This is a genomic window from Mesorhizobium sp. BR1-1-16, assembly GCF_020165495.1.
Taxonomy (GTDB): domain Bacteria; phylum Pseudomonadota; class Alphaproteobacteria; order Rhizobiales; family Kaistiaceae; genus Kaistia.
In genome coordinates this window covers 38369-64579 of sequence record NZ_JAIUIE010000008.1, presented here as the reverse complement: position 1 = coordinate 64579, position 26211 = coordinate 38369, and the positions used below count along the sequence as shown (strand labels likewise).

Annotated in this window: 24 protein-coding genes; 10 read left to right on the top strand and 14 right to left on the bottom strand. The window is 65.4% G+C overall.

What is annotated here, in order from left to right:
- Positions 1-97: 97 nt before the first annotated feature.
- Both lptE and leuS read right to left on the bottom strand, forming a co-directional pair.
- On the bottom strand, positions 98-700 hold the full coding sequence (gene lptE / locus LB518_RS17045; RefSeq protein WP_224578761.1) for an LPS assembly lipoprotein LptE: 603 nt from the start codon (positions 698-700) through the stop codon (positions 98-100).
- On the bottom strand, positions 687-3305 hold the full coding sequence (gene leuS / locus LB518_RS17040; RefSeq protein WP_224578760.1) for a leucine--tRNA ligase: 2619 nt from the start codon (positions 3303-3305) through the stop codon (positions 687-689). Before leuS ends, lptE begins: the two co-directional genes overlap by 14 nt.
- A gap of 163 nt (positions 3306-3468) precedes the next feature.
- On the opposite strand from leuS, the gene LB518_RS17035 reads away from it, so the two are divergent.
- A complete protein-coding gene (locus LB518_RS17035; RefSeq protein ID WP_224578759.1) occupies positions 3469-4137 on the top strand; it encodes a YggS family pyridoxal phosphate-dependent enzyme in 669 nt (222 codons plus the stop codon).
- A gap of 13 nt (positions 4138-4150) precedes the next feature.
- On the opposite strand, the gene LB518_RS17030 is transcribed toward LB518_RS17035, so the two are convergent.
- Both LB518_RS17030 and LB518_RS17025 read right to left on the bottom strand, forming a co-directional pair.
- Positions 4151-4729 carry a nucleoside 2-deoxyribosyltransferase gene (locus tag LB518_RS17030; RefSeq protein WP_224578758.1) on the bottom strand — a complete coding sequence of 193 codons (579 nt, stop codon included), beginning with the start codon at positions 4727-4729 and terminating at the stop codon, positions 4151-4153.
- 99 nt (positions 4730-4828) lie between these two features.
- Positions 4829-5290, bottom strand: a complete 462-nt coding sequence (locus tag LB518_RS17025; protein WP_502845845.1) for a L,D-transpeptidase family protein — start codon at positions 5288-5290, stop codon at positions 4829-4831.
- 208 nt (positions 5291-5498) lie between these two features.
- Between LB518_RS17025 and LB518_RS17020 the strand changes: the two genes are divergently transcribed.
- Together LB518_RS17020 and LB518_RS17015 are read left to right on the top strand one after the other, a co-directional pair.
- The gene (locus LB518_RS17020) at positions 5499-6182 is read left to right on the top strand and encodes a response regulator transcription factor (RefSeq protein ID WP_224578754.1); all 684 of its coding nucleotides are present in this window, start codon (positions 5499-5501) and stop codon (positions 6180-6182) included.
- Between the two features lie 16 nt (positions 6183-6198).
- The gene (locus tag LB518_RS17015; RefSeq protein WP_224578753.1) at positions 6199-6681 is read left to right on the top strand and encodes a cyclic nucleotide-binding domain-containing protein; all 483 of its coding nucleotides are present in this window, start codon (positions 6199-6201) and stop codon (positions 6679-6681) included.
- Positions 6682-6762: 81 nt separating this feature from the next.
- Here LB518_RS17015 and LB518_RS17010 read toward each other — a convergent pair whose 3' ends face one another.
- The 3 genes from LB518_RS17010 to glpK form a co-directional block, all read right to left on the bottom strand.
- The gene (locus LB518_RS17010) at positions 6763-9162 is read right to left on the bottom strand and encodes a carbohydrate-binding family V/XII (RefSeq protein WP_224578751.1); all 2400 of its coding nucleotides are present in this window, start codon (positions 9160-9162) and stop codon (positions 6763-6765) included.
- A 55-nt stretch (positions 9163-9217) separates the two neighbouring features.
- Positions 9218-9556: a hypothetical protein gene (locus LB518_RS17005; RefSeq protein ID WP_224578748.1), complete on the bottom strand. Its 339-nt coding sequence runs from the start codon at positions 9554-9556 to the stop codon at positions 9218-9220.
- A gap of 71 nt (positions 9557-9627) precedes the next feature.
- A complete protein-coding gene (gene glpK / locus LB518_RS17000) occupies positions 9628-11115 on the bottom strand; it encodes a glycerol kinase GlpK (protein ID WP_224578747.1) in 1488 nt (495 codons plus the stop codon).
- A 225-nt stretch (positions 11116-11340) separates the two neighbouring features.
- Here glpK and LB518_RS16995 point away from each other — a divergent pair, with 225 nt between their 5' ends.
- The gene (locus LB518_RS16995; RefSeq protein WP_224578745.1) at positions 11341-13122 is read left to right on the top strand and encodes an ABC transporter ATP-binding protein/permease; all 1782 of its coding nucleotides are present in this window, start codon (positions 11341-11343) and stop codon (positions 13120-13122) included.
- Positions 13119-14378, top strand: a complete 1260-nt coding sequence (locus LB518_RS16990) for a glucoamylase family protein (RefSeq protein WP_224578744.1) — start codon at positions 13119-13121, stop codon at positions 14376-14378. Before LB518_RS16995 ends, LB518_RS16990 begins: the two co-directional genes overlap by 4 nt.
- A gap of 3 nt (positions 14379-14381) precedes the next feature.
- On the opposite strand, the gene LB518_RS16985 is transcribed toward LB518_RS16990, so the two are convergent.
- The gene (locus LB518_RS16985) at positions 14382-15905 is read right to left on the bottom strand and encodes an ATP-binding cassette domain-containing protein (RefSeq protein ID WP_224578742.1); all 1524 of its coding nucleotides are present in this window, start codon (positions 15903-15905) and stop codon (positions 14382-14384) included.
- A 230-nt stretch (positions 15906-16135) separates the two neighbouring features.
- Positions 16136-17452: a nicotinate phosphoribosyltransferase gene (locus LB518_RS16980; RefSeq protein ID WP_224578740.1), complete on the bottom strand. Its 1317-nt coding sequence runs from the start codon at positions 17450-17452 to the stop codon at positions 16136-16138.
- 270 nt (positions 17453-17722) lie between these two features.
- On the opposite strand from LB518_RS16980, the gene dapF reads away from it, so the two are divergent.
- From dapF to LB518_RS16960, 4 genes are all read left to right on the top strand, one after another.
- On the top strand, positions 17723-18607 hold the full coding sequence (gene dapF / locus LB518_RS16975; protein ID WP_224578738.1) for a diaminopimelate epimerase: 885 nt from the start codon (positions 17723-17725) through the stop codon (positions 18605-18607).
- A gap of 91 nt (positions 18608-18698) precedes the next feature.
- Complete coding sequence (mtaB, locus tag LB518_RS16970) at positions 18699-19952, top strand: tRNA (N(6)-L-threonylcarbamoyladenosine(37)-C(2))-methylthiotransferase MtaB (protein WP_224578737.1); 1254 nt, start codon at positions 18699-18701, stop codon at positions 19950-19952.
- A complete protein-coding gene (gene ftsY, locus LB518_RS16965) occupies positions 19949-21043 on the top strand; it encodes a signal recognition particle-docking protein FtsY (RefSeq protein WP_224578736.1) in 1095 nt (364 codons plus the stop codon). The genes mtaB and ftsY overlap by 4 nt, the downstream gene beginning before the upstream one ends.
- Before the next feature lie 34 nt (positions 21044-21077).
- On the top strand, positions 21078-21704 hold the full coding sequence (locus tag LB518_RS16960) for a septation protein A (RefSeq protein WP_224578735.1): 627 nt from the start codon (positions 21078-21080) through the stop codon (positions 21702-21704).
- Between the two features lie 4 nt (positions 21705-21708).
- Here the strand turns inward: LB518_RS16960 and LB518_RS16955 are convergent, their stop codons facing one another.
- The 4 genes from LB518_RS16955 to LB518_RS16940 all read right to left on the bottom strand — a co-directional run bounded on the left by LB518_RS16955 (position 21709) and on the right by LB518_RS16940 (position 24046).
- Positions 21709-22305 carry a DsbE family thiol:disulfide interchange protein gene (locus LB518_RS16955; RefSeq protein WP_224578734.1) on the bottom strand — a complete coding sequence of 199 codons (597 nt, stop codon included), beginning with the start codon at positions 22303-22305 and terminating at the stop codon, positions 21709-21711.
- The gene (gene ccmD, locus LB518_RS16950) at positions 22302-22484 is read right to left on the bottom strand and encodes a heme exporter protein CcmD (RefSeq protein WP_224578733.1); all 183 of its coding nucleotides are present in this window, start codon (positions 22482-22484) and stop codon (positions 22302-22304) included. The genes LB518_RS16955 and ccmD overlap by 4 nt, the downstream gene beginning before the upstream one ends.
- The gene (locus LB518_RS16945) at positions 22481-23224 is read right to left on the bottom strand and encodes a heme ABC transporter permease (RefSeq protein ID WP_224578732.1); all 744 of its coding nucleotides are present in this window, start codon (positions 23222-23224) and stop codon (positions 22481-22483) included. Before LB518_RS16945 ends, ccmD begins: the two co-directional genes overlap by 4 nt.
- Before the next feature lie 63 nt (positions 23225-23287).
- A complete protein-coding gene (locus LB518_RS16940; protein ID WP_224578731.1) occupies positions 23288-24046 on the bottom strand; it encodes an SDR family oxidoreductase in 759 nt (252 codons plus the stop codon).
- 96 nt (positions 24047-24142) lie between these two features.
- Here LB518_RS16940 and LB518_RS16935 point away from each other — a divergent pair, with 96 nt between their 5' ends.
- On the top strand, positions 24143-24589 hold the full coding sequence (locus tag LB518_RS16935) for a winged helix-turn-helix transcriptional regulator (protein WP_224578730.1): 447 nt from the start codon (positions 24143-24145) through the stop codon (positions 24587-24589).
- A gap of 65 nt (positions 24590-24654) precedes the next feature.
- Here LB518_RS16935 and arfA read toward each other — a convergent pair whose 3' ends face one another.
- Positions 24655-26175 (bottom strand): arabinosylfuranosidase ArfA, encoded by a 1521-nt coding sequence (gene arfA / locus LB518_RS16930; protein WP_224578985.1) that lies wholly within the window; start codon positions 26173-26175, stop codon positions 24655-24657.
- Positions 26176-26211: the final 36 nt, after the last annotated feature.

Here is a 26211-nt window from a genome sequence, read left to right as displayed (position 1 = left end):
GGCCTTCATGAAGCGGGCGACACCGCCCGTCGTTATGCGTTTGGACAGGGCGCGGACGCGGTGACGCGCCCTGTCGTTTCGCAGCACCTGATGCGCGTCAGTTCCCCGATCCGATGATCGACGGGGCGTCGACCTTGGGTGCGGCCTGAGGAGTCGCGACGGTGATCTTCGCTTCCTTGGCGAGGGCGATCGCGAGGCGGAGTTGCATCTGGTCGGCAACGGCCTGCGCCGCACGGTTCTCCGCGTCGATGCGGGCGCGCTCATTGGCGAAGTTCTGGTTCGAGCGGTCATAGGAGGCGACGCCGCTCGCCGTCGAGCGAATGATCGACCGGCCACTCGCGAGATCCTTGAGCTCGAACCGGACTGCCACCGTGACTTGATAGGCCGGCGCTGTCTCGTCCTTCTCGAAGCCGAGACGGGCTTCCGAATTGCTGACCGAGATCGATAGATTGAATCGCGGCGCCGGCGCGGGCTTGCCGCCGGTAAAGGCGAAGATCAGGTTGTTGCGCACTTCCTGCGACACGCGGTCGCCGACCTGGTCGACGGCGATCGCCGAAAGATCGGCGGCCGGCGCGCCGCCGGCAGCGGTCGGCATATAGACGGGGCGCACGACACAGCCGGCTGCAAGCGCTCCGATGAGGGCGACGCCGGCGAAGCCAAAGGCGCGGCGCGAAGCGCCCTTCCGGTCAGACGACGACATTGACGATCCTCTTCGGCACGACGACGATCTTCTTCGGTGCACGGCCCTCGAGCGCGCGCGTAACGCCCTCGAGCTCCAGCACCGCCTTTTCGATATCAGCTTGGGAGGCCGTTGCCGAGATGGTCAGTTCGGCGCGCTTCTTGCCGTTGATCTGGATCGGCAGCGTCATCTCGTCCTCGACGAGCAGGGCGCGATCGACGGTTGGCCACGGCGCTTCCGCAGCGATGCCGTCGCGGCCGAGCACGGTCCACGATTCTTCCGCGAGATGCGGAATCATGGGGCCGATCGCTCCAACGAGATAGGAGGCGGCCTCCTCGAGCGCGAATGCCATGTCGGCGGGAATTGCGGGCAGCGCGCGGGCGGCGCCAATCGCTTCACCGAACACATTGGCGAAGGCGTGGACGCGGGCGACCGCGACGTTGAAGCGAAGCCGGTCGAAATCCTCCTCGACGGAGGCTATCAGCCGATGCGAAGCACGGCGCAGCGCTATCGATTCGGCGCCGAAAACATCGGGACGTACTGGCGCTTTGCCGGCCAGTTCCGTTGCTTCATTGATCAGGCGCCAGATGCGCTGAGTGAAGCGCCAGGCGCCTTCGATGCCGGCCGCCGTCCATTCGCTGTCGCGCTCAGGCGGGGTATCGGACAGCATGAACCAGCGCGCGCAATCGACACCATAGGTGTCGGCTACGACTTCCGGCGGCACGACATTGCGCTTCGATTTCGACATCTTCTCGGGCGGACCGACGGTGACGGGCTCTTTCGTTCCGACGCGTACAGACGTGCCATCGGCCAGCCGTTCGACCTCTTCGGGGAACAGCCATTTGCCGTCCGCGTCCTTATAGGTCTCGTGGACGATCATGCCCTGCGTGAACAGTCCGGCAAAGGGTTCGGCGATGCCGATGCGGCCGGCGCTGCGCAGCGCGCGCGTGAAGAAGCGCGCATAGAGCAGATGCAGGATCGCATGCTCGATGCCGCCGATATACTGGTCCACGGGCAGCCAGTAATCAGCCGCCTCGCGTGTGAGTGGCGCTTCGCCGGGGGCCGCGGTGAAGCGGGCGAAATACCAGGACGAATCGACAAATGTATCCATGGTGTCGGTTTCGCGCGTCGCGGGCCCGCCGCAATGCGGACATGCCACATGCTTCCAGGTCGGATGGCGGTCGAGCGGGTTACCCGGCATGTCGAAGGTGACGTCATCCGGCAGCAACACCGGCAGGTCGGCCTTCGGCACGGCGACCGGGCCACAAGTCGGGCAATGAATGATCGGGATCGGGCAGCCCCAATAGCGCTGGCGGGAGATGCCCCAGTCGCGCAGTCGGAAATTGACCTGACGCTTGCCCTGCGGCCGGTTGCCGAGCGTCTGCGTTTCCAGACGGCGCGTCACAGCCTCCTTGGCGGCGGGGATCGAAAGACCGTCGAGGAACTCGGAATGGAACAGATGTCCGTCGCCATCATAGGCGGTGTCGCCGACATCGAACGCGTCGGGGTTCTCGCCTTCGGGCAGGACGACGGCCTTGACCGGAAGCCCGTATTTCCGCGCGAAATCGAGGTCGCGCTGGTCATGGGCCGGGCAGCCGAAGATAGCGCCGGTGCCGTAGTCCATCAGGATGAAATTCGCGACATAGACGGGCAGCATCCAGCCGGGCACCAGCGGGTGCTCCGCGCGGAGGTCGGTATCGAAGCCGAGCTTCTCCTGCGTCTCGATGGCCTCGGCCGAGGTCCCGCCGCGGCGGCATTCTTGGATGAAGGCCGCGAGCGCTGGGTTTTCCGCGCCAAGCTTCTCGGCGAGCGGATGATTGGCGGCGATCGCGATGAAGGAGGCGCCGTAGAGCGTGTCGGGCCGCGTTGTATAGACTTCGATCTCGTCGCTTCCTGCCGGCGCTGTCGCCGTGTCGAGCGCGAAGCGGAGGCTCAGCCCTTCGGAACGGCCGATCCAGTTGCGCTGCATCAGCCGGACCTTATCCGGCCAGCGCTCCAGCTCGTCCAGCGCGGCGAGCAACTCGTCGGCAAACTCCGTGATGCGGAAGAACCATTGCGAGAGCTTGCGCCGCTCGACCAATGCACCTGAGCGCCAGCCGCGACCTTCGATCACCTGCTCATTGGCGAGCACGGTGTTGTCGACCGGGTCCCAGTTGACTTCGCTTTCCTTGCGATAGGCAAGGCCCCGCTCATGCAGGTCGACGAAGATGCGCTGCTGCTCGGCATAGTAGGAGGGATCGCAGGTCGCGATCTCGCGGCTCCAGTCGAGGGAAAGGCCAAGCAGCTTCAGCTGCGCCTTCATCGTCTCGATATTCTCATAGGTCCAGAGCTTCGGATGGCTGTTGCGCTCGATGGCGGCGTTCTCGGCGGGAAGGCCGAACGCATCCCAGCCCATCGGATGCAGGACGTTGAAGCCCTTCATGCGCTTGAAGCGCGCGACGACGTCACCCATCACATAGTTGCGGCCATGGCCGATATGGATGCGCCCCGAGGGATAGGGGAACATCTCGAGCACATAGTATTTCGGGCGCGGGTCGCCATTCTTCGCTTCGAAGATGCCGCGCTCGGCCCAGGCGCGCTGCCAGCGGGGTTCGGCCTCGCGCGGGTTGTAACGTTCTATCGCCATGGTCGTCTTTTGATATGGTGCGAGAAAAAGCGCCAAAATAGGGCGCCGGAGGGCAGGCAGCGACCTTCACCAGAAAGGCGCATGGTGGTCAACCGCTAAAGGCCGTCATGCATTGAGCGGGGCGCCCCGACATGCTAGGCGGTCCTTCAACCCCGGGGCTCCGATGCACGCGACTGTCGAACAGAACCTTGCCGCGATCAGCGCGCGGATTGCCGCCGCCGAGACCGAAGCCGGACGGGCGCCCGGCTCTGTGCGGCTCATCGCCGTCTCGAAGACCTTCCCCGCTGCCGACATGCTGCCGGCGCTCGCGGCCGGCCAGCGCCTTTTCGGCGAAAACCGCGTGCAGGAAGCGGAAAGCAAATGGCCGCCGCTGGTTGCCGCAACGCCTGATATCGAGCTGCACCTGATCGGACCGCTGCAGTCGAACAAGGCGCGCGAGGCAGTGGCGCTGTTCGACGTCATTCATACGGTCGACCGCGAGAAGATCGCCGCCGCGCTGGCCGCCGAGATGCGCCGTCAGGATCGCAGGCCGCGCCTCTTCGTGCAGGTGAATACCGGGCTCGAGCCCCAAAAGGCAGGCATCCCGCCGCGCGAGGCTCTTTCTTTCGTCGCGCGCTGCGGGAGCGAACATGGCCTCGCGATCGCCGGGCTGATGTGCATTCCCCCGGCCGACGAGGCGCCGGGCCCGCATTTCGCGCTGCTGGCCAAGCTGGCGCGCGAGGCCGGCGTCGAGAGCCTTTCGATGGGCATGAGCGCCGATTTCGAGACCGCCATCGCGTTCGGCGCGACGCATGTCCGCGTCGGCTCCGCGATCTTTGGCGGGCGCGGCTGAAGCGGCCCGCCGCCTAGCGGCTGGCTTCGGCGCGCTCGGCGAGGAGGCGCAGGCAGATCTCGAAGGCGGTGGTATCGGTATAGAGCGCATCCGGCGCCGCATCGTGGATGATGATCTTCCCGCCGCGCCGCTCGATCCCGCCCTGCATCATCAGATTGTCGGCCATGTCGACATCCTCGATCATCAACCCATCGGCGCCGCGCAGGCGTCCGGCCGCGTCGACAAGGACGTTGCCGTCATAGTAGCCGATGGCGCGCGTGCGCATGTCCGCGATGACATTGGTATAGCCGAAGGCGAGCTTGCCGCGGGCACACATATAGCCGAGCTCGAAACAGGTTCCGGTATCGGCGCTGATGCCATGATAGGGCGTCAGATTGGCGATGATGGCGTCGGCGTCGTTCATCAGCCGCTCATCGATTTCGCTGATCGCGTGGCCGAGCTGCCGCTTCGTCGGCTGCGGCGGGATGGCGAGGTCACCCGGCGACAGCGGGACGAGGCCGGCAGCCCGGGTCAGCGCAATCTTGCGGTCGAGCTGCTCGCGGGCATTGGCCAGGAACACCTCGGGCCCGGCGAGATAGACTTTGAGGCTCATCGATCGGCTCTGCTGCTAGGTCGCGCGGAAATGCGCGGAAATGACGGAAACTGCAGCCTAACGGTTCGATAGGGCGATACAATAGGACAGCGGCGCGCCCTAAGCCCGCACCCGGACGCGGGCGCGCCGACCGACGCGGCCGAGCAGCCAGCGCATGTCGGCCCGTGTCACCGCGATGCAGCCTTCGGTCGGCTTGAAGCCGGGCCGGGCGAGATGAAGGAAGATGGCGCTGCCGCGACCCTGGAGGCGACGCGTATAGTTCCAGTCGAGGACCACGACGATATCGTAGAGGGCGTCGTCGCGGGTCATCGCCTCATGGCTCGCAGGATAGGGGCACGTGACCGGGCGGTTGTAGTTCGCATCGAAGGCAGCGTCGCACCAGCCATCGGCGGGACGGATGGCCCGGCGCGGCAGCAGCGTCTTCGGCGGGGTGCCGCGATCGGGCCGCCAGAGCACCGCGACGAGCGCCATTCGCGCGGCCGGCGTCGCTCCATCGCCCTCGCGCTTCAATCCGCTGATGCCCGACCGGCCGATCGCACAGGGGATGCTGCGCCCGCTCATCATCAGGATGCCTTGCGAGCGGGTTCCCGGGCGCCTATTCAGTGTCAAACAGGTGCTTCGTTTCCCCACGGCATCTCGGCCCGGCTGCAGCGCGCTTTGCTTGCGCGGCGTGGCGGTTGCGGTCAAACTCTGTCCGTTCCGATTTTGCGACATGATTTCAAGATCAGAACCGCGGGCTGGGGAACCTGCAAACCGAAAAGGCTGCACGATGGCTGTACGACGAATCCTCGTGGTTGACGACGATGATCTGCTGCGCGAGAGCCTCGTCGAACAATTGTCGCTATACGAGGAGTTCGAGTTGCTTGAGGAGCCGACGGCTGCGAAGGGCATCCAGCGCGCCCGCAGCGAGCCTGTCGATCTGATGATCATGGATGTCGGCCTGCCGGACATGGACGGCCGCGAAGCGGTGAAGATGCTCCGCAAGGGTGGCTTCAAGGCGCCGATCATCATGCTGACCGGGCACGATTCCGAATCGGACACGATCCTCGGCCTCGAATCGGGTGCCAACGACTATGTGACGAAGCCGTTCCGCTTCGCCGTGCTGCTGGCGCGGCTGCGTGCGCAGCTCCGCCAGTTCGAGCAGAGCGAGGACGCGACCTTCACGATCGGTCGCTACACGTTCCGGCCGAGCGCAAAGCTGCTGCTCGACGAGCGCGGTCAGAAGATCCGCCTGACCGAGAAGGAAACCTCGATCCTCAAGTTCCTGTATCGGGCCGGCGAAAAGGTGGTCGGGCGCGATATCCTGCTGCACGAAGTCTGGGGCTATAATTCCGGCGTGACCACGCATACGCTGGAGACGCATATCTACCGCCTCCGTCAGAAGATCGAACGAGAGCCTTCGGTCGCGGAACTGCTGATTACGGAAGCCGGCGGCTACAAGCTGGTGCCATGATGCTGGTGTGGGGGCGATGACGCTCGCGGAAGACATCTCGCTGCTGATTCGCGTTCCGCTGTTCTCGGATCTGTCGAGCGATCACCTTCGCCTTTTAGCCTTCAGCGCCATCCGGCTCGAGCTGCCGGAGGGGCGCGTGCTTTTCCGCAAGGATGCCGCGGCCATGTCGGGCTTTGTCGTCATGCATGGCGAAGTCGAATTCGTCGACATGGACAAGCCCGAGCCGCTGACGCTCGGGCGCTACGGCCCGGGGTCCCTGCTCGGCGAGACGGCGCTGTTCGTCGAGACGCGGCGACCGGCGACCGCGCGCGCGGCCACTGATTGCGATCTCGTCGAGATCGACCGCAATCTGATGCGCCGCATGCTGAACGAATATCCGGATGTCGCGGCAAGGCTGCACACCAAGCTCGTCGACAAGCTGGCCGGCAGCGTGGCCGAGGTCGGCCGCGTCAAGAGCCGCCTCGACGCCATCATCTATCCGCCTGCCCGCGCCAACTGACCAAGGCACGCGCCGCATCGCGGTTCCACGTGAATCAGGCCGGGCTCGCGCCCGGCCGTCTCTACCGTTGAATGCCAGAAGCTAACGGCGCCCGCCGCCGAAATGGCCGCCGCCGAAGCCGCCGCCAAATCCACCGCCGAACCGGTCGCCACCAAAGTCGCCGCCGCCAAAGCGATCACCACCACCGAAGTCGCCGCGGTCGAAGTCGCCGCCGCCGCCGAACCGGTCGCCGCCGTCAAAGCCGCCATTGGCCGCGAAGTCGTTGACGCGCGTATCGCCGAAGGCGCGGAAGTCGCTCTGGTTGTTGAGGTCGTTCAGCGTGTTCTGGTCGTGGTCCGCCTGCCAGCCAGTGGCGGTGTGCTGCTGCCAGCCGTTGTTGGCGTCGTACTGGTGAACATTGCCGTCATGGTCGGTATAGAGATCGCCGTTGTTCCAGGCGACGCCATTGCCCGTCTTGGCGTTGCCGGCGACGCCACGGCTGTCGGCGCTGATATGGCCTTCATTGTCCGTGACGCCCGTTTCGCTGGCATGGCCGATGCCGGAATTGGCGTTGTAGCTCGCCGACTGGCGCCCGGCCGCGCCGTTACCGGTCCATGGATTGAATGCGGCGCCGGAACGGGCGGCAAAATCGGTGCCGCCTGCCGTATGGCCATAGGATGAGCGCGCGGCCCATTCATTACCCGTGGCGGGATTGTAGCCCCAGGCATGGTTGAACGTCGCCGCGCCGCCCCAGCGGCCATAGATGTTGGTCTGGTTGATGTTGACGTGGTCCCACGCGCCGCCCCAGGGACCACCGCCCCAATAGGGCCCCCACCAGGGCGATGCGGCGCCCCAGGCCTCGCCGGCCGCAAAGCCGAACGCGAAGCCGGCCGCGGTATCGAGCGCGAAGCTGGCGCCATAGCCATAGGTCGCGGGGCAGCCATACCAGGTCGTGCCGATATAGCCGACGCAGCTATAGCCGGTACCGTAGACCACGAGGCCGTCATCGATGGCGACGCCGAAATAGCCCGGCGTATAGCCGACAGTCACGAGATCGGCCGTCGAGGCATAGACATGCACATAGGTGACATAGTGCAGCGGCGAGGATACCGGGATCGTGTAGATGACGTCCGGCACCACGTCGGCGACCGCCCACGGGCCGCGCGGACTGGCGGCGACGAACCACACGCCATTCGACACGGCGTAATAGCGATCAGCGTCGATCGCGATCACCGGGGTCGCGGTGTTCATGACATAGGAGAGATCGGTGCCGTCGATGCGCGCCAGTTTCGGCTCGCCGTCATAGTCGACCGTCAGCGCCGTCTGGCGGTTCACGGTCGCGGTCTGCGGGATGGTGGCGGCGATCGTCGCTTCCTTGGCCTGCGGCGTGCCCGGAACCGAGACGAGCACGCCGGCCTTCGGGTCGTTCGGAGAGATCTTGGCGAAATCGGCCGGCAGGCCCGATCCGGGCACATAGGCCCAAGGGCCGGCGAGATCGGCCGCCTTGAACCAGCGTCCGGAGATGAGGACGTAATAACTGTTGGAGGCCGGCTCCATGAACACGGCATGGTCGGCGTTCGACATCGTCAGCAGCGACGTGCCGGCGACCGGCTGCATCTCTGCGGTGCCCGTCGTCTGGATCAATTCCGTCGGAACGGTCGAGATCAGCAGCGCCGGCGCCTTGGCCGGGCGCTTGCCGTCCTCGGGCAGCATGGCGTCGGGTTCCGAGGCCTTGCTGGCAAGCTTGGCAGCATCGACCAGTGCGGTCGGGACATCGGCTGTTTCGACGAAAGTGCCGGTGAGCTTGTCGGCCTGATACCAGTAACCGGCCGCCTCGACGTGATAGTGATCGCTGCTGTCGACGAGGATCAACGTGCGCGAATTGATCACCCGGCGGAAAGACGAACTCCCGTCCACCGGCTTCAGCACCGGATCGCCGGACACGAGCACCAGCAGCGTTGGCGTCGCGGTGAAAACGATCTTCGGCGGATCGTTCTGGACCGGCTCGCTGAGCTCGGCGGTCAGTTCGCGAGCGGCGGCATAGCTCGTCTGCAGCCGATCAAGCGCAACCGTTATGCCGCCCGAGGGAATACGAGACTGCAGCGCCGTCTTGAGCCGGCTTTCCTGGGTCGGGTCAGTCGGCACGTCGACACGGTCGATCGAGATCGGGCCGAGATGGGCCTGGCGCGAGGGCTTGTCGACGGCGACGCGCGCCGAGAACCGTGCCGTGCCATAGACCGGCGTGCCATCCTTCGGGCCGAGCGCGATCGCGGCGCGGCCGGAGACCTGATCGCCGTTCCAGCTTTCGATGAGCGGCTGGTAGACCTGGAGCGTCTCGTCGGCGACGGGATAGGTCTTTGGCCAGGACGGCGCCTGGGATGGAGCCGTCGCTGCGGGGGCTGCGTCCTGAGCGAGGACGGTCACGACCAGGGACAGCGGCGAAAGTGGCGAAAGCGCCGTCGCGGCAAGCGCGAGGGCCAGAGCATAGCGATGGGGCGACAACAGGCGTTCCTCCCGAAAACCTCTAGCCCGCCGGCGTCGCGAGCCGGCCAGGCACTCAGCGATCGTCCGCAATCCGCATGGCGGAAGCGTGACGGTCACCGAGCTGGATCAGCCGCAGGAAGGCTTCGTCGTCATTGTCGAGGCCGACACGCTGCAGGTCGATATAGTCGAGCGACTCCAGCCGGTTCAGGCCACGGAAATGCTCGACGCCCGTGTGATCGAAGACGAAGTCGGCGGCGACGTAATGGCTGCGCTCGGCTTTGGTCAGCGGCAGCGGCGCGGGAGGCCGGAGCCGGTCGCGCGGGCGGAACAGCGCCGTGGCGCGATCGACGATTGCCGGTCGCGGCCGGCGTATGGTGAAGACGTCCGGTTCAAAGTCGCGTTCGCGCTGCATGGCTGCCGATACTCCGACAAGGCTGATCGAGCCTATGAGTAGTCCTCCAACTCTTTACGAAAAGCCAATGCTCAAAAGGTGAGGGTGCGGCGAACGGCGTCGTGCCAGCCGGCAATTCTCGCGTCGCGCTCAGCCGCTTCCATCGCGGGTTCGAAGCGCCGCTCGCGCCGCCAGTTCTCGGCGAAGCCCGCCTCGTCTGGCCATGTGCCGGTCTGGCGGCCGGCGAGCCAGGCCGCGCCGAGGGCCGTCGTCTCCAGCACCACGGGCCGGTCGACCGGCGCCTCGAGAATGTCGGCAAGCCGCTGCATCGTCCAATCGCTGGCAACCATGCCGCCATCGACGCGGAGCACGGTCTCGCCGCCGCCCTGCCAGTCCCGCTTCATCGCATCGAGCAGGTCGCGGGTCTGGAAGCAGACCGATTCGAGCGCGGCGCGGACGATCTCGCGCGGGCCGGTGCCTCGCGTCAGGCCGAACATCGCGCCGCGCGCCCGTGCATCCCACCAAGGCGCGCCGAGCCCGGTGAAGGCGGGGACCAGATAGACGTCCTGATGCGGGTCGGCGGCAGCGGCCATCGGCCCGGACGCCTCGGCACGATCGATGAGATGCAATCCGTCGCGCAGCCATTGCACGGCCGAGCCGGCGACGAAGATCGAACCTTCGAGGGCATAGGTGGTTCGGCCGTCGAGGCGATAGGCAATGGTCGTCAGCAGGCGGTTGGTCGAAGGCACGCGCTCGGTGCCGGTATTGAGCAGGGCGAAACAACCGGTGCCATAGGTTGCCTTCATCATGCCGGGCGTGAAGCAGGCCTGTCCCAGCGTCGCCGCATGCTGGTCGCCGGCGATCCCCGCGATCGGGATTGCCGCTCCGAACAGAGCGGGATCGGTCACGCCGAAATCGGCGGCGCAGTCCATGACCTCGGGGAGCAGCGCCCGCGGCACGCGGAAGAGCGCCAGCAATTCGTCGTCCCACTCCCCGGTGCCGATATCGTAGAGCAGCGTTCGCGCGGCATTGGTCGCATCCGTCGCATGCACCTTGCCGCCGGTGAGGCGCCAGAGCAGGAAACTGTCGACCGTGCCGAAGGCGAGTTCGCCGCGTTCCGCCTTTTCGCGGGCACCTTCGACATTATCGAGCAGCCAGGCGATCTTGGTGCCGGCGAAATAGGGATCGAGCAGCAGGCCGGTCCGGGCCGTCACCATCGGCTCGGCGCCCTCCCCCTTGAGGCGGTCGCAGAGATCGGCTGTGCGCCGATCCTGCCAGACGATGGCATGATGGATGGGCGCGCCGCTGGCGCGGTCCCAGATCAGCGTCGTCTCGCGCTGGTTGGTGATGCCGATGCCGGCGATGTCGGAGGCCGCGACCTTGGCGTTCGAAAGGGCGAAGCGGATCGTCGTGACGACCGAATTCCAGATCTCCTCGCCATCATGCTCGACCCAGCCGGAGCGGGGAAAATGCTGCTGGAACTCCTGCTGCCCGACGCCGAGAATGCGTCCATCGCCGCTGAAGACGATGGCCCGCGTCGATGTCGTGCCTTGATCGATCGCCAGAATGAAACCGCTCACCGCGTCCTCCATTTGTCTTTTTCGTGTTGCCTAGCGTGGTCGCCATCCGTCCGACACGGCGCGCGTGTCACACGAAAGTGAAGGCCGCCGGGGTCGCCGCTTTCCCCTTCCACGGTTGCAGCTTTGCGGCGCGGGGAGCAAGTGGCGCAGGTGATGCGCCGATTGGAGCAGGACTTTGCCACGGTCTCCGCTATTCTGCGCTCCCCGTGTCGGGCTGATGAGGCAATGACGGAACAGATCGACGACCAGCAGGAACCGGCGGCCCTGCCCCTTCGCGACACGGCAGAGCTCGCCCGGCAGTTCTCCGAGTTCATCCTCGCACTGTGGCGTTCGTCAGGTCGCAGCACTTTCGTGCTGCTGTCCGTCGGCATCATCACGGTGATCCTCGCGACCAATGCGATGCAGGTCGCGCTGAACATGTGGAACAAGCCGTTCTACGACGCGATCGAGCAGAAAAATGTCGGCTCGTTCCTCTATTATCTGATGGTGTTCGGCGGGCTCGCGGGCGTGCTGCTGGCGCTCAATGTGGCGCAGACCTGGCTTGATCAGATGATCAAGCTGCAGTCGCGAAAATGGCTGACGCGCGATCTCATCGAGCAATGGCTGGCGCCGCGGCGGCTCGTGATGCTGCGCAATGCCGGCGATATCGGCGTCAATCCAGACCAGCGCGTGCATGAGGACGCGCGCCATCTTGCGGAGCTCTCTGCCGGCCTCGGTATCGGGCTGTTCCAGTCCTCGCTGCTGCTCGTCTCGTTCATCGGCGTGCTCTGGGTGCTGTCGAGCGGCATCCGCCTCACCTTCGACGACATGACGCTCGCGATCCCGGGCTACATGGTCTGGTGCGCGCTCATCTTCGCCGCCACCGGTTCGCTGCTGAGCTGGTTTGTCGGGCGGCCGCTGATCGGCATCGGCGTCGAACGCTATGCCCGCGAGGCCGACCTTCGCTTCGCCATGGTCCAGGTCAGCGAAAACGCCAATGGCATCGTTCTGAATGCCGGCGAGGCCGATGAGGCGAAGCGCCTCGGCGAAGAGCTGGAACGCGTGCTCGCCGTCATGCGGCAGATGGTCAACGCCATCGCAAGGCTGACCTGGGTCACCTCCGGCTATGGCTGGGTCGGCATCGTCGCGCCGATCGTCATCGCGGCGCCGGGCTATTTCGGCGGCCAGCTGACCTTCGGCCAGCTCATGATGGTGGTCGGCGCCTTCAACCAGGTGCAGGGCTCGCTGCGCTGGTTCGTCGATAATTTCAGCGCGATCGCCGACTGGCGGGCGACGCTTTCCCGCGTCATGACTTTCCGCGAGGCTTTGACCTCGCTCGAGGCACGCGGCGAGGGCAGCGAACATCTGAGCTATGAGGCGGCTGGCGATCACGTGACGTTCGATCACGTCCGCATCACCTGGACAGGCGGCGCCGCTGCCCTCGATCCGGAGACGGTCGACGTTGCGCCCGGCGAACGGCTGCAGATCGTCGACCAGACCGGCGAGGGGCGTGGCGCGCTGTTCTCGGCACTGGCGGGGCTCTGGCCGTTCGGCTCGGGACGCATCGCGCTGCCGCCCGGTGCTCGCACGATGTTCCTGCCGGAGCGGCCCTATATGCCGGACGGGACATTGCGTTCCGCCATCACCTACCCCGCGGCGGCCAGTGATTTCAGCGAACAGGACCTGACGGATGCGCTGAAGCGGGTCGAGCTGCCGCGGCTCGTCGGTTCGCTCGACCGCCGGGCGCGCTGGGCGCGGGAACTCTCGTTCGACGACGAGGAGCGGCTCACTTTCGCGCGGCTGCTGTTGCTGAAACCGGACTGGATTTTCACCGAGCAGTCGATCGATACGCTGGACGAGCGGCAGCGCGCCGTTTTCCAGTCGATCCTTGATGGCGAATTGAAACATGCCGGGTTGGTCACGGTCTCGGGCCGGCTTTCTGCGACCGATTTCTACAATCGGACGGTCAATCTGGTCGGTGCCGAGCCCGACCCCAAACTCGATGGCAAGGGAACCGAGACGTCATGACCCGCACGCAGGCGGCCACCGAGGCGCGGCTCTCCGATGAAGCGCTGCTCGAAACGGTCCAGCGTCAGACGTTTCGCTATTTTTGGGACTTCGCGGATCCCGGCAGTGGCCTTGCGCGTGACCGTTTCGGCGGCAATGACGGCTGGCTGGTGACGGGTGGCTCGGGCATGGGCGTGATGGCGATCATTATCGCTGCCGAGCGTGGCTGGATTACCCGAGAGGCAGCCGTCGAGCGGCTGCATTTGATGCTGCGCTTCCTGGAACGCTGCGACAGCTTCCATGGAGCGCTGCCGCATTTCGTGACGCCCGAGGGCCGGGCGATCCGCTTCGGCCGCAAGGACGATGGCGCCGACATCGTCGAGACGGCCTTGCTGGTCCAGGGGCTGATCGCGGCGCGGCAATATTTTGCCGGCGATACCGGCAAGGAGCCGTGGCTGCGCGGGCGGATCGACGGGCTCATCTCCGCGATCGAATGGGACTGGTTCACGCGCGATGGCCGTGAAGCCTATTACTGGCACTGGAGTCCCAACCACGGCTTTGGGCTCAACCACGAGATTCTCGGCTGGAACGAATGCCTGATCGCGCTGGTGCTCGCCGCCGGCGCTGAGCGCAACGCCATCGATCCCGCCGTCTATCACAATGGTTTTACGCAGAGCCGGACCTTTCTCAACGGGCGCCTGCACGAGGACATTCTGCTTCCCTTGGGCCCCGATGGCGGCGGGCCGCTGTTCTTCGCCCATTATTCGTTTCTCGGCCTCGACCCGCGCGGGCTCAAGGATCCCTATGCCGATTATTTTGAGCAGAACCGCGCTCATGTGCGGATCAACCAGGCCTATTGCGTCCGTAACCCGAAAAACTTCGCCGGCTATGGACCAGATTGCTGGGGCCTGACGGCCAGCGACAGTCATGAGGGTTATTCGGCTCATGCGCCGGACAATGATCTCGGCGTCATCGCGCCGACCGCCGCGATTTCGAGCCTGCCCTATGCGCCCGAACTCGTGATGCCGGCGCTTCGGCATTTCTATGAGGATCTCGGCGACCGGATCTGGGGCGAGTATGGTTTCGTCGATGCGTTCAACGAGACCGTCGGGTGGTATGCGAAGACGCATCTCGCCATCGATCAGGGCCCGATCATCGCGATGATCGAGAATCACCGCAGCGGGCTCTTGTGGGAACTCGTGATGGCCGATCCGATGATCCGCCGCGGCCTGACGCGGCTCGGCTTTTCAAGCCCGCATCTCGCCGCGACGGTCTAGGCATCATCCGCGCGGCGCCATCGCTTCGGCGAAGAATTCCGCGGGGCCGTCCTCCTCGACAAGGCGGCCGCGCCGGATCCGCCAGAAGCGATTGCCCACGGTTTCGACGAACCGGCGGTCATGCGAGACGATGATCGCCGCTGCGTCGCCTCCCACCAGTTCGCTCTCGAGCGCTTCCTGTCCCTCGATGTCGAGATGGTTTGTCGGCTCGTCGAGAAGGTAGAAGTTCGGCTGCTCCAGCCGGAGGATGAGCATTGCAAGCCGTGCACGTTGACCCCCAGACAGGGTCGCAACGGGCCGCGTCAACCGCTCGACGGCAAAGCCGGCGCCGGCCAGAAGGCTGCGGATGCGCTGCTCGCCGAGTGCGAACCGGCTGCCGATCGCGGATTGCAGCGTCTCCCCGCCGTCGATGTGGCTGAGGGCCTGGTCGACATGGCCGGCGACGACCGAGGGGCCAGCCTTGATGCCGTCGACCTCCCCGCCGCCAAGAGCGCGGGCAAGGCGATCCATGAGTTGGGACTTCCCGCTGCCGTTCGCGCCCAGCAGCATCACGCGATCGCCTGGTTGGACCCAGAGCTGGCCGGTCGTGAACAGCTTTCGTCCATCCGGCGTCGTCACCGTGAGATTTTCGATCGCCATCAGCGTGCGCGCGGTGGCGCCGCGCTCGGCGAGGCGGATGCGGCCGGCGCTCTCCTCGCGAAAGGCGGGTTGCGCGGCCGCTTCGATCCGCTCGGCGCGCGCTTTCAGCTGCCGCGTCTTCACCGTCAGCAAGTCGGAGCCCGAATTGATGCCGATATTGTTCAGTTTCGCGGCCTGACGGCGAAGTTGCACCGCCTCGCGGAGATCGGTCTCGTGACGCCGCGCCGCAGCCTGGTCGGCGACGTCGAGGCTGTCGCGGGCACGCGAATAAGGCAGCGCGAAATCCGCCGAACCGGTCGCGCGCAGGAAGAGCGTCCGCCTGGTGACGGTGTCGAGAAAGGCGCGGTCATGGCTGGCGACGACGAGCGCGATATCCTTCGGCAGAGCTGCGATCCAGCGCTCGACGGCGCCGATGCGTTCGAGATCGAGATGATTGGTCGGCTCGTCGAGCAGCAGGAGATCCGGCTCGGCCAGCGCGGCACGGGCGAGGAGCGCGATACGCTGCCAGCCGCCACTGAGCGTGACGAGCGGGCGATCCCTGAATTCGGCCGGGAAGTCCAGTTCATCGAGCGCGACATCCACACGCCACGCATCCCAGTCGCGGGTCTCGGCCGGCAATGCGTCGATCAGCGCGGCGCGGACGGAACACGCAAGCTCATCGTCGCTAAGGTCCTGCTGCATCAACGCAATTCGTGTACCGCGTGCGTGCTGGATCGTCCCTTCGGTCGGGTCGACACGTCCCGCCAGACAGCGCAGAAGCGTCGACTTGCCGCGACCATTTGCTGCGACCAGGCCGATCCGGTCGCCTTTGTTAATGACGAAATCGAGTTGGGAATAAAGCGGCGCACCAAGCGCCATGCCGAGCGAGCGAGCGGTGATCAGGGACACGGGGTTCGTCTTCTCTTCCGGCCCGATGCGTCCTCAAAGGCGCAAGCGAGCATGTTCGGGGGATGAGCCGACCGGGAAGAAGGACGAGGCGTCCGTTACCTGATCAGCCCTGCAAACGCGTCTGCAGGGCGAGGACAGGGCCGTAAGTCAGGTGATGTCTGATAGCGATCACGCGGCCCTCCCTGTGTTTGAGGCTGAACGAACGGCCAATATTACCGCGGTTTCGTCGCCTATACCAGAACCGGCTGCTTCGCGACGGCGTCGTGGCCGAAGACGCGGCGATAGCGGGCGATTTCGGCGGCCGGGCCAGTCGCCTTGTTGGCGTTGTCGGAGAGTTTCACGGCCGGCCTCCCATTGGCTTCGACGACCTTGCAGACGAGCGAAATCGCCTGCAGCCGGTCGTCCTTGCCGTCGGGTGCACAATCGCGGAAATCATTGGTGACGTTGGTGCCCCAGCCGATCGAGAGATTGACCCTGCCGCGCAGCGCGCGCGTCGCATCCTCGATCGTGTCGATATCCATCCCGTCCGAAAGCACGATCAGCTTGTCGCGCGGATCGCGGCCATGAGCAGTCCACCAGGCGATGGCCTCTTCGGCCCCTTCGATCGGCGGCTTTGAGTCGGGCCGGATGCCCTTCCAGTCGAGGATCCATTCGGGCGCGTCTCGCAGGAAGGCCGTGGTGCCATAGGTGTCCGGCAGAATGACGAGCAGATTGCCGTCATACATCTCGGCCCAGTCCTTCAGCACCTTGTAGGGTGCGTCATGCAGCTCAGCGTCGGTTTCGGCCAGCGCGGCATAGACCATCGGCAGTTCGTGCGCATTGGTGCCGATCGCCTCGAGCCCGGCATCCATCGCCATCTTGACGTTGGAAGTGCCGACGAAATTGTCGCCGAGCCCCTCCTGCAACGCCTCGACGCACCATTTCTGCCAGAGGAAGCCATGACGGCGCCGGGTGCCGAAATCGGCGATCTTGAGCGGACCTTCGCGGCCGAGCACGCGCAGGCGCTCGATCTTGCCCCAGAGTTTGGCCTTCGCCTTGGCATAGAGCACGTCGAGTTCGAAGCGGCTCATGCCCTTCATGGCGGCGCGTGCCCGCAATTCGCTGACGATGGCGAGTGCCGGCACTTCCCAGAGGGTCGTCTCGCTCCAGTGCCCCTCGAAGAGCAGTTCGTATTGTCCGTCCGCCGTGCGATGCAGGTCGTATTCGGGCAGGCGGAAGTCTTCCAGCCAATCGAGAAAGTCAGGCTTGAAGATCTGCTTCACGCCATAAAACGTGTTGCCGGCGAGCCAGATCAGCTCGTTCTTCTGAAAGCGCAGCGTGCGGGCATGATCGAGCTGGTCGCGAAGCTCGCGCTCGTCGATCACTTCGGCGAGGCGCACCGATTTGGTGCGGTTGATCAGGCCGAACGTGGCGCGCACATCGGGCGACGTGGCGCGGATCAGCTGCAGCATCAGGAATTTGTAGAAATCGGTGTCGAGCAGCGTGCGCACGATCGGATCGATGCGGAAGCCGTGATTGTAGACGCGTGTCGCGACGTCGAGCGTCATGTCGTTTCCATTGGCGGTTCTGGTCTGGCGTCGGACCGGCAGGGTGGCATCCCGCCGGTGGCTTTGCGGATTATTCGCCTCTCGGGCGCATCCTTCGCCGGCTCCCCGTCCGGCGACCGCATGGCGGTATCTTGAAGCGTTTCACGCAGTCAATCAGTCTCGGTCGCGCATCGCAAGGAGGGGGTGCTGCGCACCTGACACACGGCCTCGTAATTTTGCGGGCTTTCCGCCATATAGAGGGCCAGTCACGACTGAGCTTCTGGAGCGGCCATGGACGCGCCCTTCGCCAAGATGAATGGAATCGGCAACGAGATCACGGTGCTGGACCTGCGCGACGCGCCGTGGCGGCTCGACGCTGATCGCGCACGCCGCGTCGCCGGCGATCCGTCCACAGCCTTCGAGCAGCTGATGACGATCGAGCCGCCGCGGACGCCCGGCACCGACGCCTTCATGCATATCTTCAACACGGACGGCTCATTGTCGGGGGCCTGTGGCAACGGCACGCGTTGTGTCGGCCTGGTGCTGGCGCGTGAAAGCGGCCAGCGCGATTTCCTGCTCGAGACCTCGGCCGGGCTGCTTCCGGTCACGGCTGTTGATGCTGACCATATCACGGTCGACATGGGCCGGCCGCGCTTTGGCTGGGCCGAGATTCCGCTCGCCGAGCCATTTGCCGATACGCGCGCGATCGAACTGCAGATCGGACCGATCGATGCGCCGATCCTGCATTCGCCCTCGGCCGTCAATGTCGGCAATCCGCATGCGATTTTCTGGGTCGAGGATGTCGAGGCCTACGACCTTGGACGCATCGGCCCGATGCTCGAAAACCATCCGATCTTCCCGGAGCGGGCCAATATCTCGCTGGCGCAGAGCACAGGACCGGCATCGGTCAAGGTGCGTGTCTGGGAGCGTGGTGCCGGGTTGACGCGAGCCTGCGGCTCGGCCGCCTGCGCAGTGGCTGTCGCCGCCGCCCGGACGGGGCGGACGGGCCGGTCGGTTGAGGTAACCCTTCCCGGCGGTACGCTTTCGATCCTCTGGCGCGAGGATGACCACGTGATGATGACGGGCGCCGCTGAATTCGAACATGAAGGACGGCTCGGCTTCGAGGATGACGGGGCGCTCCGGCTCGAACACGCCTCCGTGGGCGCCGATGCTTGAGGGTGGCCTTTGCCGGCCGCTTCCGGCATAGAGAGCCCAGGCGCAGCATGGCTTGGTCCAGCGCCCTTTGCCCTTGCCTTGCCGGGATCGCATGAGCCTTGATGTCCTTTCCTTCGGCTGCCGGCTGAACACGCTCGAATCCGAGGTGATGCGCGCCAATGCGCGTGCCGCCGGGCTTGATCAGGCCGTGCTCGTCAATACCTGCGCCGTCACCGCGGAAGCCGTGCGTCAGGCGCGCCAGCAGATCCGCCGCGCAAGGCGCGAGCGTCCCGGCGTGCCGATCATCGTCTCGGGCTGTGCGGCGCAGATCGATCCGGCCGCCTTCGCCGCGATGCCCGAAGTCGACATGATCCTCGGCAACGCCGAAAAGCTGAGGCCGTCCGATTGGCGCCAAAACGGCCACCGCATCCGCGTCGGCGATGTCATGGACGAACGCGAGACGGCCGGTCATGTGATCGGCGACATCGAGGGCCACACACGCGCTTTCGTGGCGATCCAGAATGGCTGCGACCACCGCTGCACCTTCTGCGTCATTCCTTATGGCCGGGGCCCGTCGCGTTCGGTGCCGATGGGCGCCGTGGTCGAGAGCATCAGGGATCTCGTTGCAAGCGGTCATGCCGAGGTGGTGCTGACCGGCGTCGACATCACCGCCTATGGCGCTGATCTGCCCGGCAAGCCGACGCTCGGACGGCTCGTTGCGGCGATCCTCAAGCTGGTGCCGGAGCTGCCGCGCCTGCGCCTCTCTTCGCTCGATACGATCGAGGTCGACGAGGCGCTGATGGCGGTGATCGGCCGTGAACCACGCCTGATGCCGCATTTCCATCTGTCGCTGCAGGCGGGTGACGACATGATCCTGAAGCGGATGAAGCGCCGGCACGGCCGCGACGACGCGATCCGCTTCTGCGATCGTGTCCGGGCGCTGCGGCCAGATGCGGTGTTCGGCGCCGACCTCATCGCCGGCTTTCCGACCGAGACCGAGTCGATGTTTGCCCAGACGGCAGCGCTGGTCGAGGAGTGCGGCTTGACGCATCTGCATGTTTTTCCCTTCTCACCGCGACCGGGCACGCCCGCCGCGCGCATGCCGCAGCTTTCTGGCGAGACGATCAAGGCGCGCGCCGCGACGCTTCGGGCGATCGGGCGGCGGCGGGTCGATGCATTTCTCGAGAGCGAGATCGGCGCCCGGCGCAGCGTCCTTGCCGAGCGCGGCGGCCGCGGCCGCACGGAGCATTTCACCGAAGTCGCAATTGCCGGGGTCGCGCCTGGCCGCGTCGTCGACGCGCGCATCACCGGACGCGGTCCGTCCGGCCTCATCGCAACGCCGATCGAAAGGGCCGCCTCAACATGACCGAGGAGAAGAAGGGCTTCTTCAAACGCATCTTCGGCCTCGGCGATACCGCGCCACAGCCGGAGAGCAGGCCTGAGGCGGAACCGGAGATCGCGCTGGAGAGCGTGGTCGAGCCCATCCCAGCGCCGGTCGAACCTCCGCCAGTGGTGATCGAGCCGCCGGCAGCGCCGAAGCTTTCCTGGTTCCAGCGGTTGAAGGCAGGCCTCGCGCGCTCATCCACCGCGCTTTCGGACGGCATCGCCTCGGTCTTCACCAAGCGGAAGCTCGACGCGGCGACGCTGGAGGAGTTCGAGGACGTCCTGATCCAGGCCGATCTCGGCCTTTCGGCAGCCGCGACGATTACCTCGGCGCTCGGCAAGGGCCGCTTCGACAAGGAAATCGAAGGCGACGAGGTCAAGGCGATCCTCGCCGAAGAAGTAGGAAAGATCCTCACGCCGGTGGCGCGGCCGCTGGTCATCGATCCTGCGCGGAAGCCGCATGTGATCCTCGTCGTCGGCGTCAATGGCACCGGCAAGACGACGACCATTGGCAAGCTCGCGGCGAAGTTCCGGTCCGAGGGCCGTTCGGTGATGCTGGCGGCCGGCGATACGTTCCGCGCTGCCGCGGTCGAGCAGCTGAAGATCTGGGGCGAGCGCACCGGCGCGACCGTCGTCGCCCGCGCGATCGGCGCTGACGCCGCCGGCCTTGCCTATGATGCGCTGAAGGAAGCGCAGGCGAACGGCACCGACGTGCTGCTCATCGATACCGCCGGCCGGCTGCAGAACCGCGCCGAGCTGATGGCGGAACTCGAAAAGATCATCCGCGTCATCAAGAAGCACGACGCCGCCGCGCCGCATACGGTCCTGATGACGCTGGATGCCACGACAGGGCAGAATGCCTTGAGCCAGGTCGAGATCTTCGGTCGCACGGCGGGGGTCACCGGCCTCGTCATGACCAAGCTCGACGGTACGGCCCGTGGCGGTATTCTGGTCGCCATCGCCACCAAGTTCGGGCTGCCCATTCATTTCATTGGCGTCGGCGAGGGCGTCGACGATCTGGAGCCGTTCGAAGCGGCGGACTTCGCAAGGGCGATCGCCGGCCTCACCGGCTGATCGTCCTCCATCACCATCAAGCCGGGATCTTCCCATGCCGAGCCTGTTCGAACGCGCGCCCAACGATCCGAAGCACAAGGATCTCAACCCGATCCTGAAGCTGGTTCTGGAGCTCGGCCCGCTCGGCGTCTTCTTCTTCGCCAATACGCGCGGCGGCATCTATGCGGCGACTGGCGCCTTCATGGTCGCGACCCTTCTTGCGCTCGGCGTCTCCTATGCGCTGACGCGGCGGCTGCCGATCATGCCTGTCGTCACCGGCATCATCGTCCTGGTGTTCGGTTCGCTGACGCTCTGGCTCCATGACGACACCTTCATCAAGATGAAGCCGACGATCGTCAACGCGCTGTTCGGCGTCATCCTGCTCGGCGGCCTCGCCTTTGGGCGCTCACTGCTCGGCTATGTATTCGATTCGGTGTTTCACCTGACCGACGAGGGCTGGCGGACGCTCACCTTCCGCTGGGGCCTGTTCTTCCTGGCGCTGGCAATCCTCAACGAGGTGATCTGGCGCGGCGCGCAGGCTTATCTCGCCGATCCGGTCGCCGCGACCGATCTCTGGGTCAAGTTCAAGGTGTTCGGGATCATGCCGCTCACCTTCCTGTTTACGCTGTCACAGTTGCCGCTGATCACGCGCACGACCGTGCCCGACGAGAAGCGCGACTAGCGGCTCAGCCGCCTTTTTCCATCCTGTCGAGCTCGGGCATCAGCGTCGTCGCTACGGCTTCATCCGTCAGCGGGCCGATGAACTTGAAGCGGATGACACCCTTGCCGTCGACGAGAAAGCTCTCCGGCACGCCGTAGACGCCCCAGTCGATCGCGGTGCGGCCGCTCGGATCGGCGCCGATGCGCGAAAAGGGATTGCCGAGTTGGCCGAGAAACGCGCGGGCGTTGTCCGGCTGGTCCTTGTAATTGATCCCAACCAGCGTCAGCCGCGGGTCCTGCGCCAATTGCTCCAGCACGGGATGCTCCTGGCGGCACGGCGCGCACCAGGATGCCCAGACATTGACGAGCATCGGCTTGCCGCTCGCAAGATCGGCTGTCGTCAGGCCCGGCAGAGTGAGGCCCTCGACCGGCTTTAGATTGGTGGCGGGCGCCGCCTTGCCGATGAGCACCGAGGGCACGAGGCTCGGATCGCCGCCACGCTCCAGACTGACGAGAAAGAGGCCGGCCAATGCGACGAACAAGGCCAGCGGCGCCAGGATCGCAATGGTGCGGCCGAGCGAGCGCTGTCGCGGCTTCGGTGTTTCGAGGGGAGCTTCGCTCATGAGGTCGTTTCGCGCCTTGCGGCCGAGCGGCGTCGAACGCCCCGGGCCTCGAGATCCTTGAGGCGGCGGTTCTGAGCCCGGCCGTCGACGAGGACCCAAGCGACGACGGCGAGGACGATCACCGCCGAAAGGCCATAGGCGGCGAAGATATAGCCGCTGTGTTCGCCGAAGCCGCTCACGCCGCCACTCCGGCCGGAACGCTGGCGGCGACGAGGCGGAGCGCGCGGATGCGTCGGCGGAGGATCTCGTTCTTCATCGCCATGATGACCAGCGCGAGGAACAGCAGCGTCGCGCCGATGGCACAGATGAGCAGCGGGTAGAGCAGGCTCGGATCAATGGTCGAGCCGCCCATCCGGAAGACGCTCGCCCCCTGATGCAGCGTGTTCCACCAATCGACCGAGAACTTGATGATCGGCAGGTTGACCGAACCGACGAGGATCAGCACCGCGGCGACGCGGCCGGCCCGGTTTGGATCCTCGATCGCATTCCACAGCGCGATCAGGCCGAGATACATCAGGAACAGCACCAGCACCGAGGTAAGGCGCGCGTCCCATTCCCACCATGTGCCCCACATCGGCTTACCCCAGAGCGAGCCGGTAATCAGTGCGATCAGCGTGAATGCGGCACCGACAGGCGCGATAGCTCGGGCCGCGACATCAGCGAGCGGATGGCGCCAGACGAGCGTGCCGAGCGCCGAAACCGCCATCAGCCCATAGCCAAACATCGACAGCCAGGCGGCGGGGACATGGATGAACATGATCCGTACCGTCTCGCCCTGCTGATAATCGGGCGGCGCGACGAACAGGCCGAGATAGAGCCCGATGCCGAGCACGAGGATCGCGGCGCTCCACAGCCAGGGCAGCACCCGGTCGGCGAGGGCCATGAAGCGCGTCGGATTGGCGAGGTCGAGTAGGGCCATGGCGCAAAGTCATACGGCCTCGCCCGGTCGCCTGCAATGCGGCGAACCGGGCAAGGGCCGGGATCAGTGGGTGCCTGCGTTCAACCTCGCGAAGACCTGATCGAAATGGCCATCGCGTTCGGCATAACGCAGCGGCTTGACCCGCTCGACCAGGATTTCAGCAGCGTCCGGCTGGTCCTCAAGGAGACGCATCGTCTCGGCGATAAAGTCGTTCAGCGGCAGTGCATTGGGATCGCTGGCCTGCCCGGGCCCCATCAGTTCGGTCTGGACATAGGGCGGCACGAGTTCGTGCACTTGCACCGCCGTCTCGCTCAACTGATGGCGCAGCGACTGGCTGTAGGAGTGGATCGCCGCCTTGGTCGCCGAGTAGGTTGGCGTGGCCGTCAGCGGCAGGAAGGCGAGACCCGAGGACACGGTGAGGATTGCGGCCTTCGGCTGCTTCAGCAATTGCGGCAGCAGAGCCGCCGTCAGGCGGATCGGCCCGAGCAGGTTTGTGGCGACCGTCGCTTCGGCGTCGGCAAGGTCGTCCTGCTGCGCCAAAAGATTTTCCGGCCGCATGATGCCGGCATTGTGGATCACGACATTGAGAGCGGGATGCCGCGTCGCAAGGTCGTCGGCCAGTGTGCGGATTGACTTGATATCCTCGATATCGAAGACGACGGAATCGAGGCCCGGATGGGCGGCGACCGTCGCGTCGAGTGCCGACTGCCGCCGTCCGGCGATGATCACCTGGTTGCCAAGCGCCTGGAAGGCCACGGCCAGGGCCTGCCCGATGCCGGAGCCGCCGCCTGTGATCAAGATCGTGTTGCCGCTGGTCTGCATGATGTTTCTCCTGGTTCGAACATCATTTATGATGGACACAAACCAACGGAAAGTAGGCACCTGAAAGAGCCATACTTACCGAACGGAGAGTGAGCAATGTCGACCATCGCGCCGTCACCCATCCACGATCACGATGCCTCACGGCCGCCGGGCGGCCGGGAGCGCCGCCCGGTGCCCCCAGCGGCAGAGCTCGATCCGGCCCTCGAGGCATTGGTGCGGCAGATCATCGGGCGTGTTGCCGACAAATGGACCATGCTGGCGCTGGAAGTCCTCGCCGAACAGGGACGCCAGCGCTTCACGCGCCTTGGCGAGCTGATCGGCGGTATCAGCCAGAAGATGCTCACCAAGACGCTTCGCCAGATGGAAGCTGACGGACTGGTGACCCGGACCGTCCTTCCCGTGATCCCGCCCCATGTCGAATATGAGTTGACCGACCTCGGCCTCAGCCTCGGCGAAGCCTTCTGCGGCGTCTGGATCTGGGCAGAGCAGAACCGGGCTGCAATCGAGGCAGCACGGAGCGCTTTCGAAGCGCGGCGATCGTAGGCGTCACGGAGACCCAAACGGGGCCAGCGGTGGCGGGCCCCGTCGTCGGTCGTCTGCAGGCGACCTCAGTTCGCCGGCTGCGATGCGCGCGTCGTGATGACGTTGAACGACGCCGGCTTTAACTTGATGCGCAGCGTTTCGCCGTCGATCATGACCTCCGAATTGACCTTGGGTGCGACGGTGTTCGGCGCGTCCTTGGTGTTCACTGCCTTCAGATTGGCGTGATGGATCTCGGTGGCGCCGACCAGCGTCCGTTCCTTGCCGAGCCCGCGCAGCTCGACATTCAGATCCATCGAGTCGGACAGGCTGCGATTGAGCGCGAAGATCGTCGTCGAACCATCGATCGGATTATCGACCACGGTTGCGTAGAGATAAGGGATCTCCGGAAACGCCTTGGCCGTGTAGCTCGGCGATTCCGCAACGGTGCGCAGCACGCGGCCATGGCCGAATTTCGAGGCGAGGGCGAAGGGGTGGAAGATCGTCTGCCGCCAGGCGTCGCCGCCGGTCTCGGTCATGATCGGGCCGATGACGTTGACGAGCTGCGCCAGGCAGGCCGTCTTGACGCGATCGGCGTTGTTCAGCATCGCGATGAGGGCGCCGCCGACGATCAGCGCGTCCTCGGCATTGTAGACTTCCTCGATCAGCGGCGGCGCCTCGGGCCAGCCCGGCTTGCGCATATGCTCGATCTTGTGGGTCTTGTACCAGACGTTCCATTCGTCGAGCGACAGCATGATCTTCTTGTGCGACCGGCGCTTGGCGCCGACCGCGTCGCAGATTGCCGCGACTTCCTTGATGAAGCTGTCGAGTAGCTCGATGACGCCGAAATATTCGGCCGTCGAGTCGGCATTGTTGTTGAAATAGGTGTGCAGCGAGATGAAGTCGACCTCGTCGTAGCAATGGTCGAGGACTTCATATTCCCATGAGCCGTAATTCGGCATGTTGCGGTGGGATGAACCGCAGGCGGCGAGCTGGATCGTCGGGTCGACCCAACGCATCACCTTGGCCGTCTCGAGTGCGACGCGGCCATATTCTTGCGCGGTCTTGTGGCAGATCTGCCAGGGGCCGTCCATCTCGTTGCCGAGGCACCAGAACTTGATGTCATGCGGCTTGTCATAGCCGTGCTGGCGGCGGAGGTCCGAAAGGGTCGAGCCGCCGACATGATTGCAATATTCGAGGAACTGTCGCGCCTCGTCGGGACCCTTGGTGCCGAGATTGACGCCGAACATCGGCTCGATGCCGGCTTTCCTGGACCAATCCATGAACTCGTTGGTGCCGAACTGGTTCGTCTCGGTCGAGAACCAGGCGAGATCCCGGCGGACCGGGCGCTGGTCGCTCGGGCCAACACCGTCTTCCCAGTTATAGCCGGAGAGGAAATTGCCGCCCGGATAACGGATGATGGTGGGGCCAAGCTCGCGCGTCAGCTCCAGCACGTCGCCGCGAAAGCCCTGCTCGTCGGCCGTCGCATGGCCGGGCTCATAGATGCCGCCATAGACGCAGCGGCCCATATGCTCGACGAAGGCGCCGAAGACACGCCGGTCGAGATCGGAAAGAACGAAGTCGCGGTCGACGACGAGGCGAGCTTTCAGCATGGGAGATGACCTTTGGGCCAAATGGGGGTGGCC

Bases quoted from the DNA above. Each gene is read 5' to 3' on its own strand.
- LB518_RS17015 (WP_224578753.1), top strand. From the start codon at position 6,199: ATGACGCTCGCGGAAGACATCTCGCTGCTGATTCGCGTTCCGCTGTTC.
- LB518_RS16990 (WP_224578744.1), top strand. From the start codon at position 13,119: ATGACCCGCACGCAGGCGGCCACCGAGGCGCGGCTCTCCGATGAAGCG.
- leuS (WP_224578760.1), bottom strand. From the start codon at position 3,305: ATGGCGATAGAACGTTACAACCCGCGCGAGGCCGAACCCCGCTGGCAG.
- LB518_RS17020 (WP_224578754.1), top strand. From the start codon at position 5,499: ATGGCTGTACGACGAATCCTCGTGGTTGACGACGATGATCTGCTGCGC.
- LB518_RS16995 (WP_224578745.1), top strand. From the start codon at position 11,341: ATGACGGAACAGATCGACGACCAGCAGGAACCGGCGGCCCTGCCCCTT.
- LB518_RS16940 (WP_224578731.1), bottom strand. From the start codon at position 24,046: ATGCAGACCAGCGGCAACACGATCTTGATCACAGGCGGCGGCTCCGGC.
- dapF (WP_224578738.1), top strand. From the start codon at position 17,723: ATGGACGCGCCCTTCGCCAAGATGAATGGAATCGGCAACGAGATCACG.
- LB518_RS17030 (WP_224578758.1), bottom strand. From the start codon at position 4,729: ATGAGCCTCAAAGTCTATCTCGCCGGGCCCGAGGTGTTCCTGGCCAAT.
- LB518_RS16935 (WP_224578730.1), top strand. From the start codon at position 24,143: ATGTCGACCATCGCGCCGTCACCCATCCACGATCACGATGCCTCACGG.
- lptE (WP_224578761.1), bottom strand. From the start codon at position 700: ATGTCGTCGTCTGACCGGAAGGGCGCTTCGCGCCGCGCCTTTGGCTTC.
- LB518_RS16980 (WP_224578740.1), bottom strand. From the start codon at position 17,452: ATGACGCTCGACGTCGCGACACGCGTCTACAATCACGGCTTCCGCATC.
- LB518_RS17025 (WP_502845845.1), bottom strand. From the start codon at position 5,290: ATGAGCGGGCGCAGCATCCCCTGTGCGATCGGCCGGTCGGGCATCAGC.
- LB518_RS17005 (WP_224578748.1), bottom strand. From the start codon at position 9,556: ATGCAGCGCGAACGCGACTTTGAACCGGACGTCTTCACCATACGCCGG.
- mtaB (WP_224578737.1), top strand. From the start codon at position 18,699: ATGAGCCTTGATGTCCTTTCCTTCGGCTGCCGGCTGAACACGCTCGAA.
- LB518_RS16960 (WP_224578735.1), top strand. From the start codon at position 21,078: ATGCCGAGCCTGTTCGAACGCGCGCCCAACGATCCGAAGCACAAGGAT.
- LB518_RS16955 (WP_224578734.1), bottom strand. From the start codon at position 22,305: ATGAGCGAAGCTCCCCTCGAAACACCGAAGCCGCGACAGCGCTCGCTC.
- ftsY (WP_224578736.1), top strand. From the start codon at position 19,949: ATGACCGAGGAGAAGAAGGGCTTCTTCAAACGCATCTTCGGCCTCGGC.
- LB518_RS16945 (WP_224578732.1), bottom strand. From the start codon at position 23,224: ATGGCCCTACTCGACCTCGCCAATCCGACGCGCTTCATGGCCCTCGCC.
- LB518_RS17035 (WP_224578759.1), top strand. From the start codon at position 3,469: ATGCACGCGACTGTCGAACAGAACCTTGCCGCGATCAGCGCGCGGATT.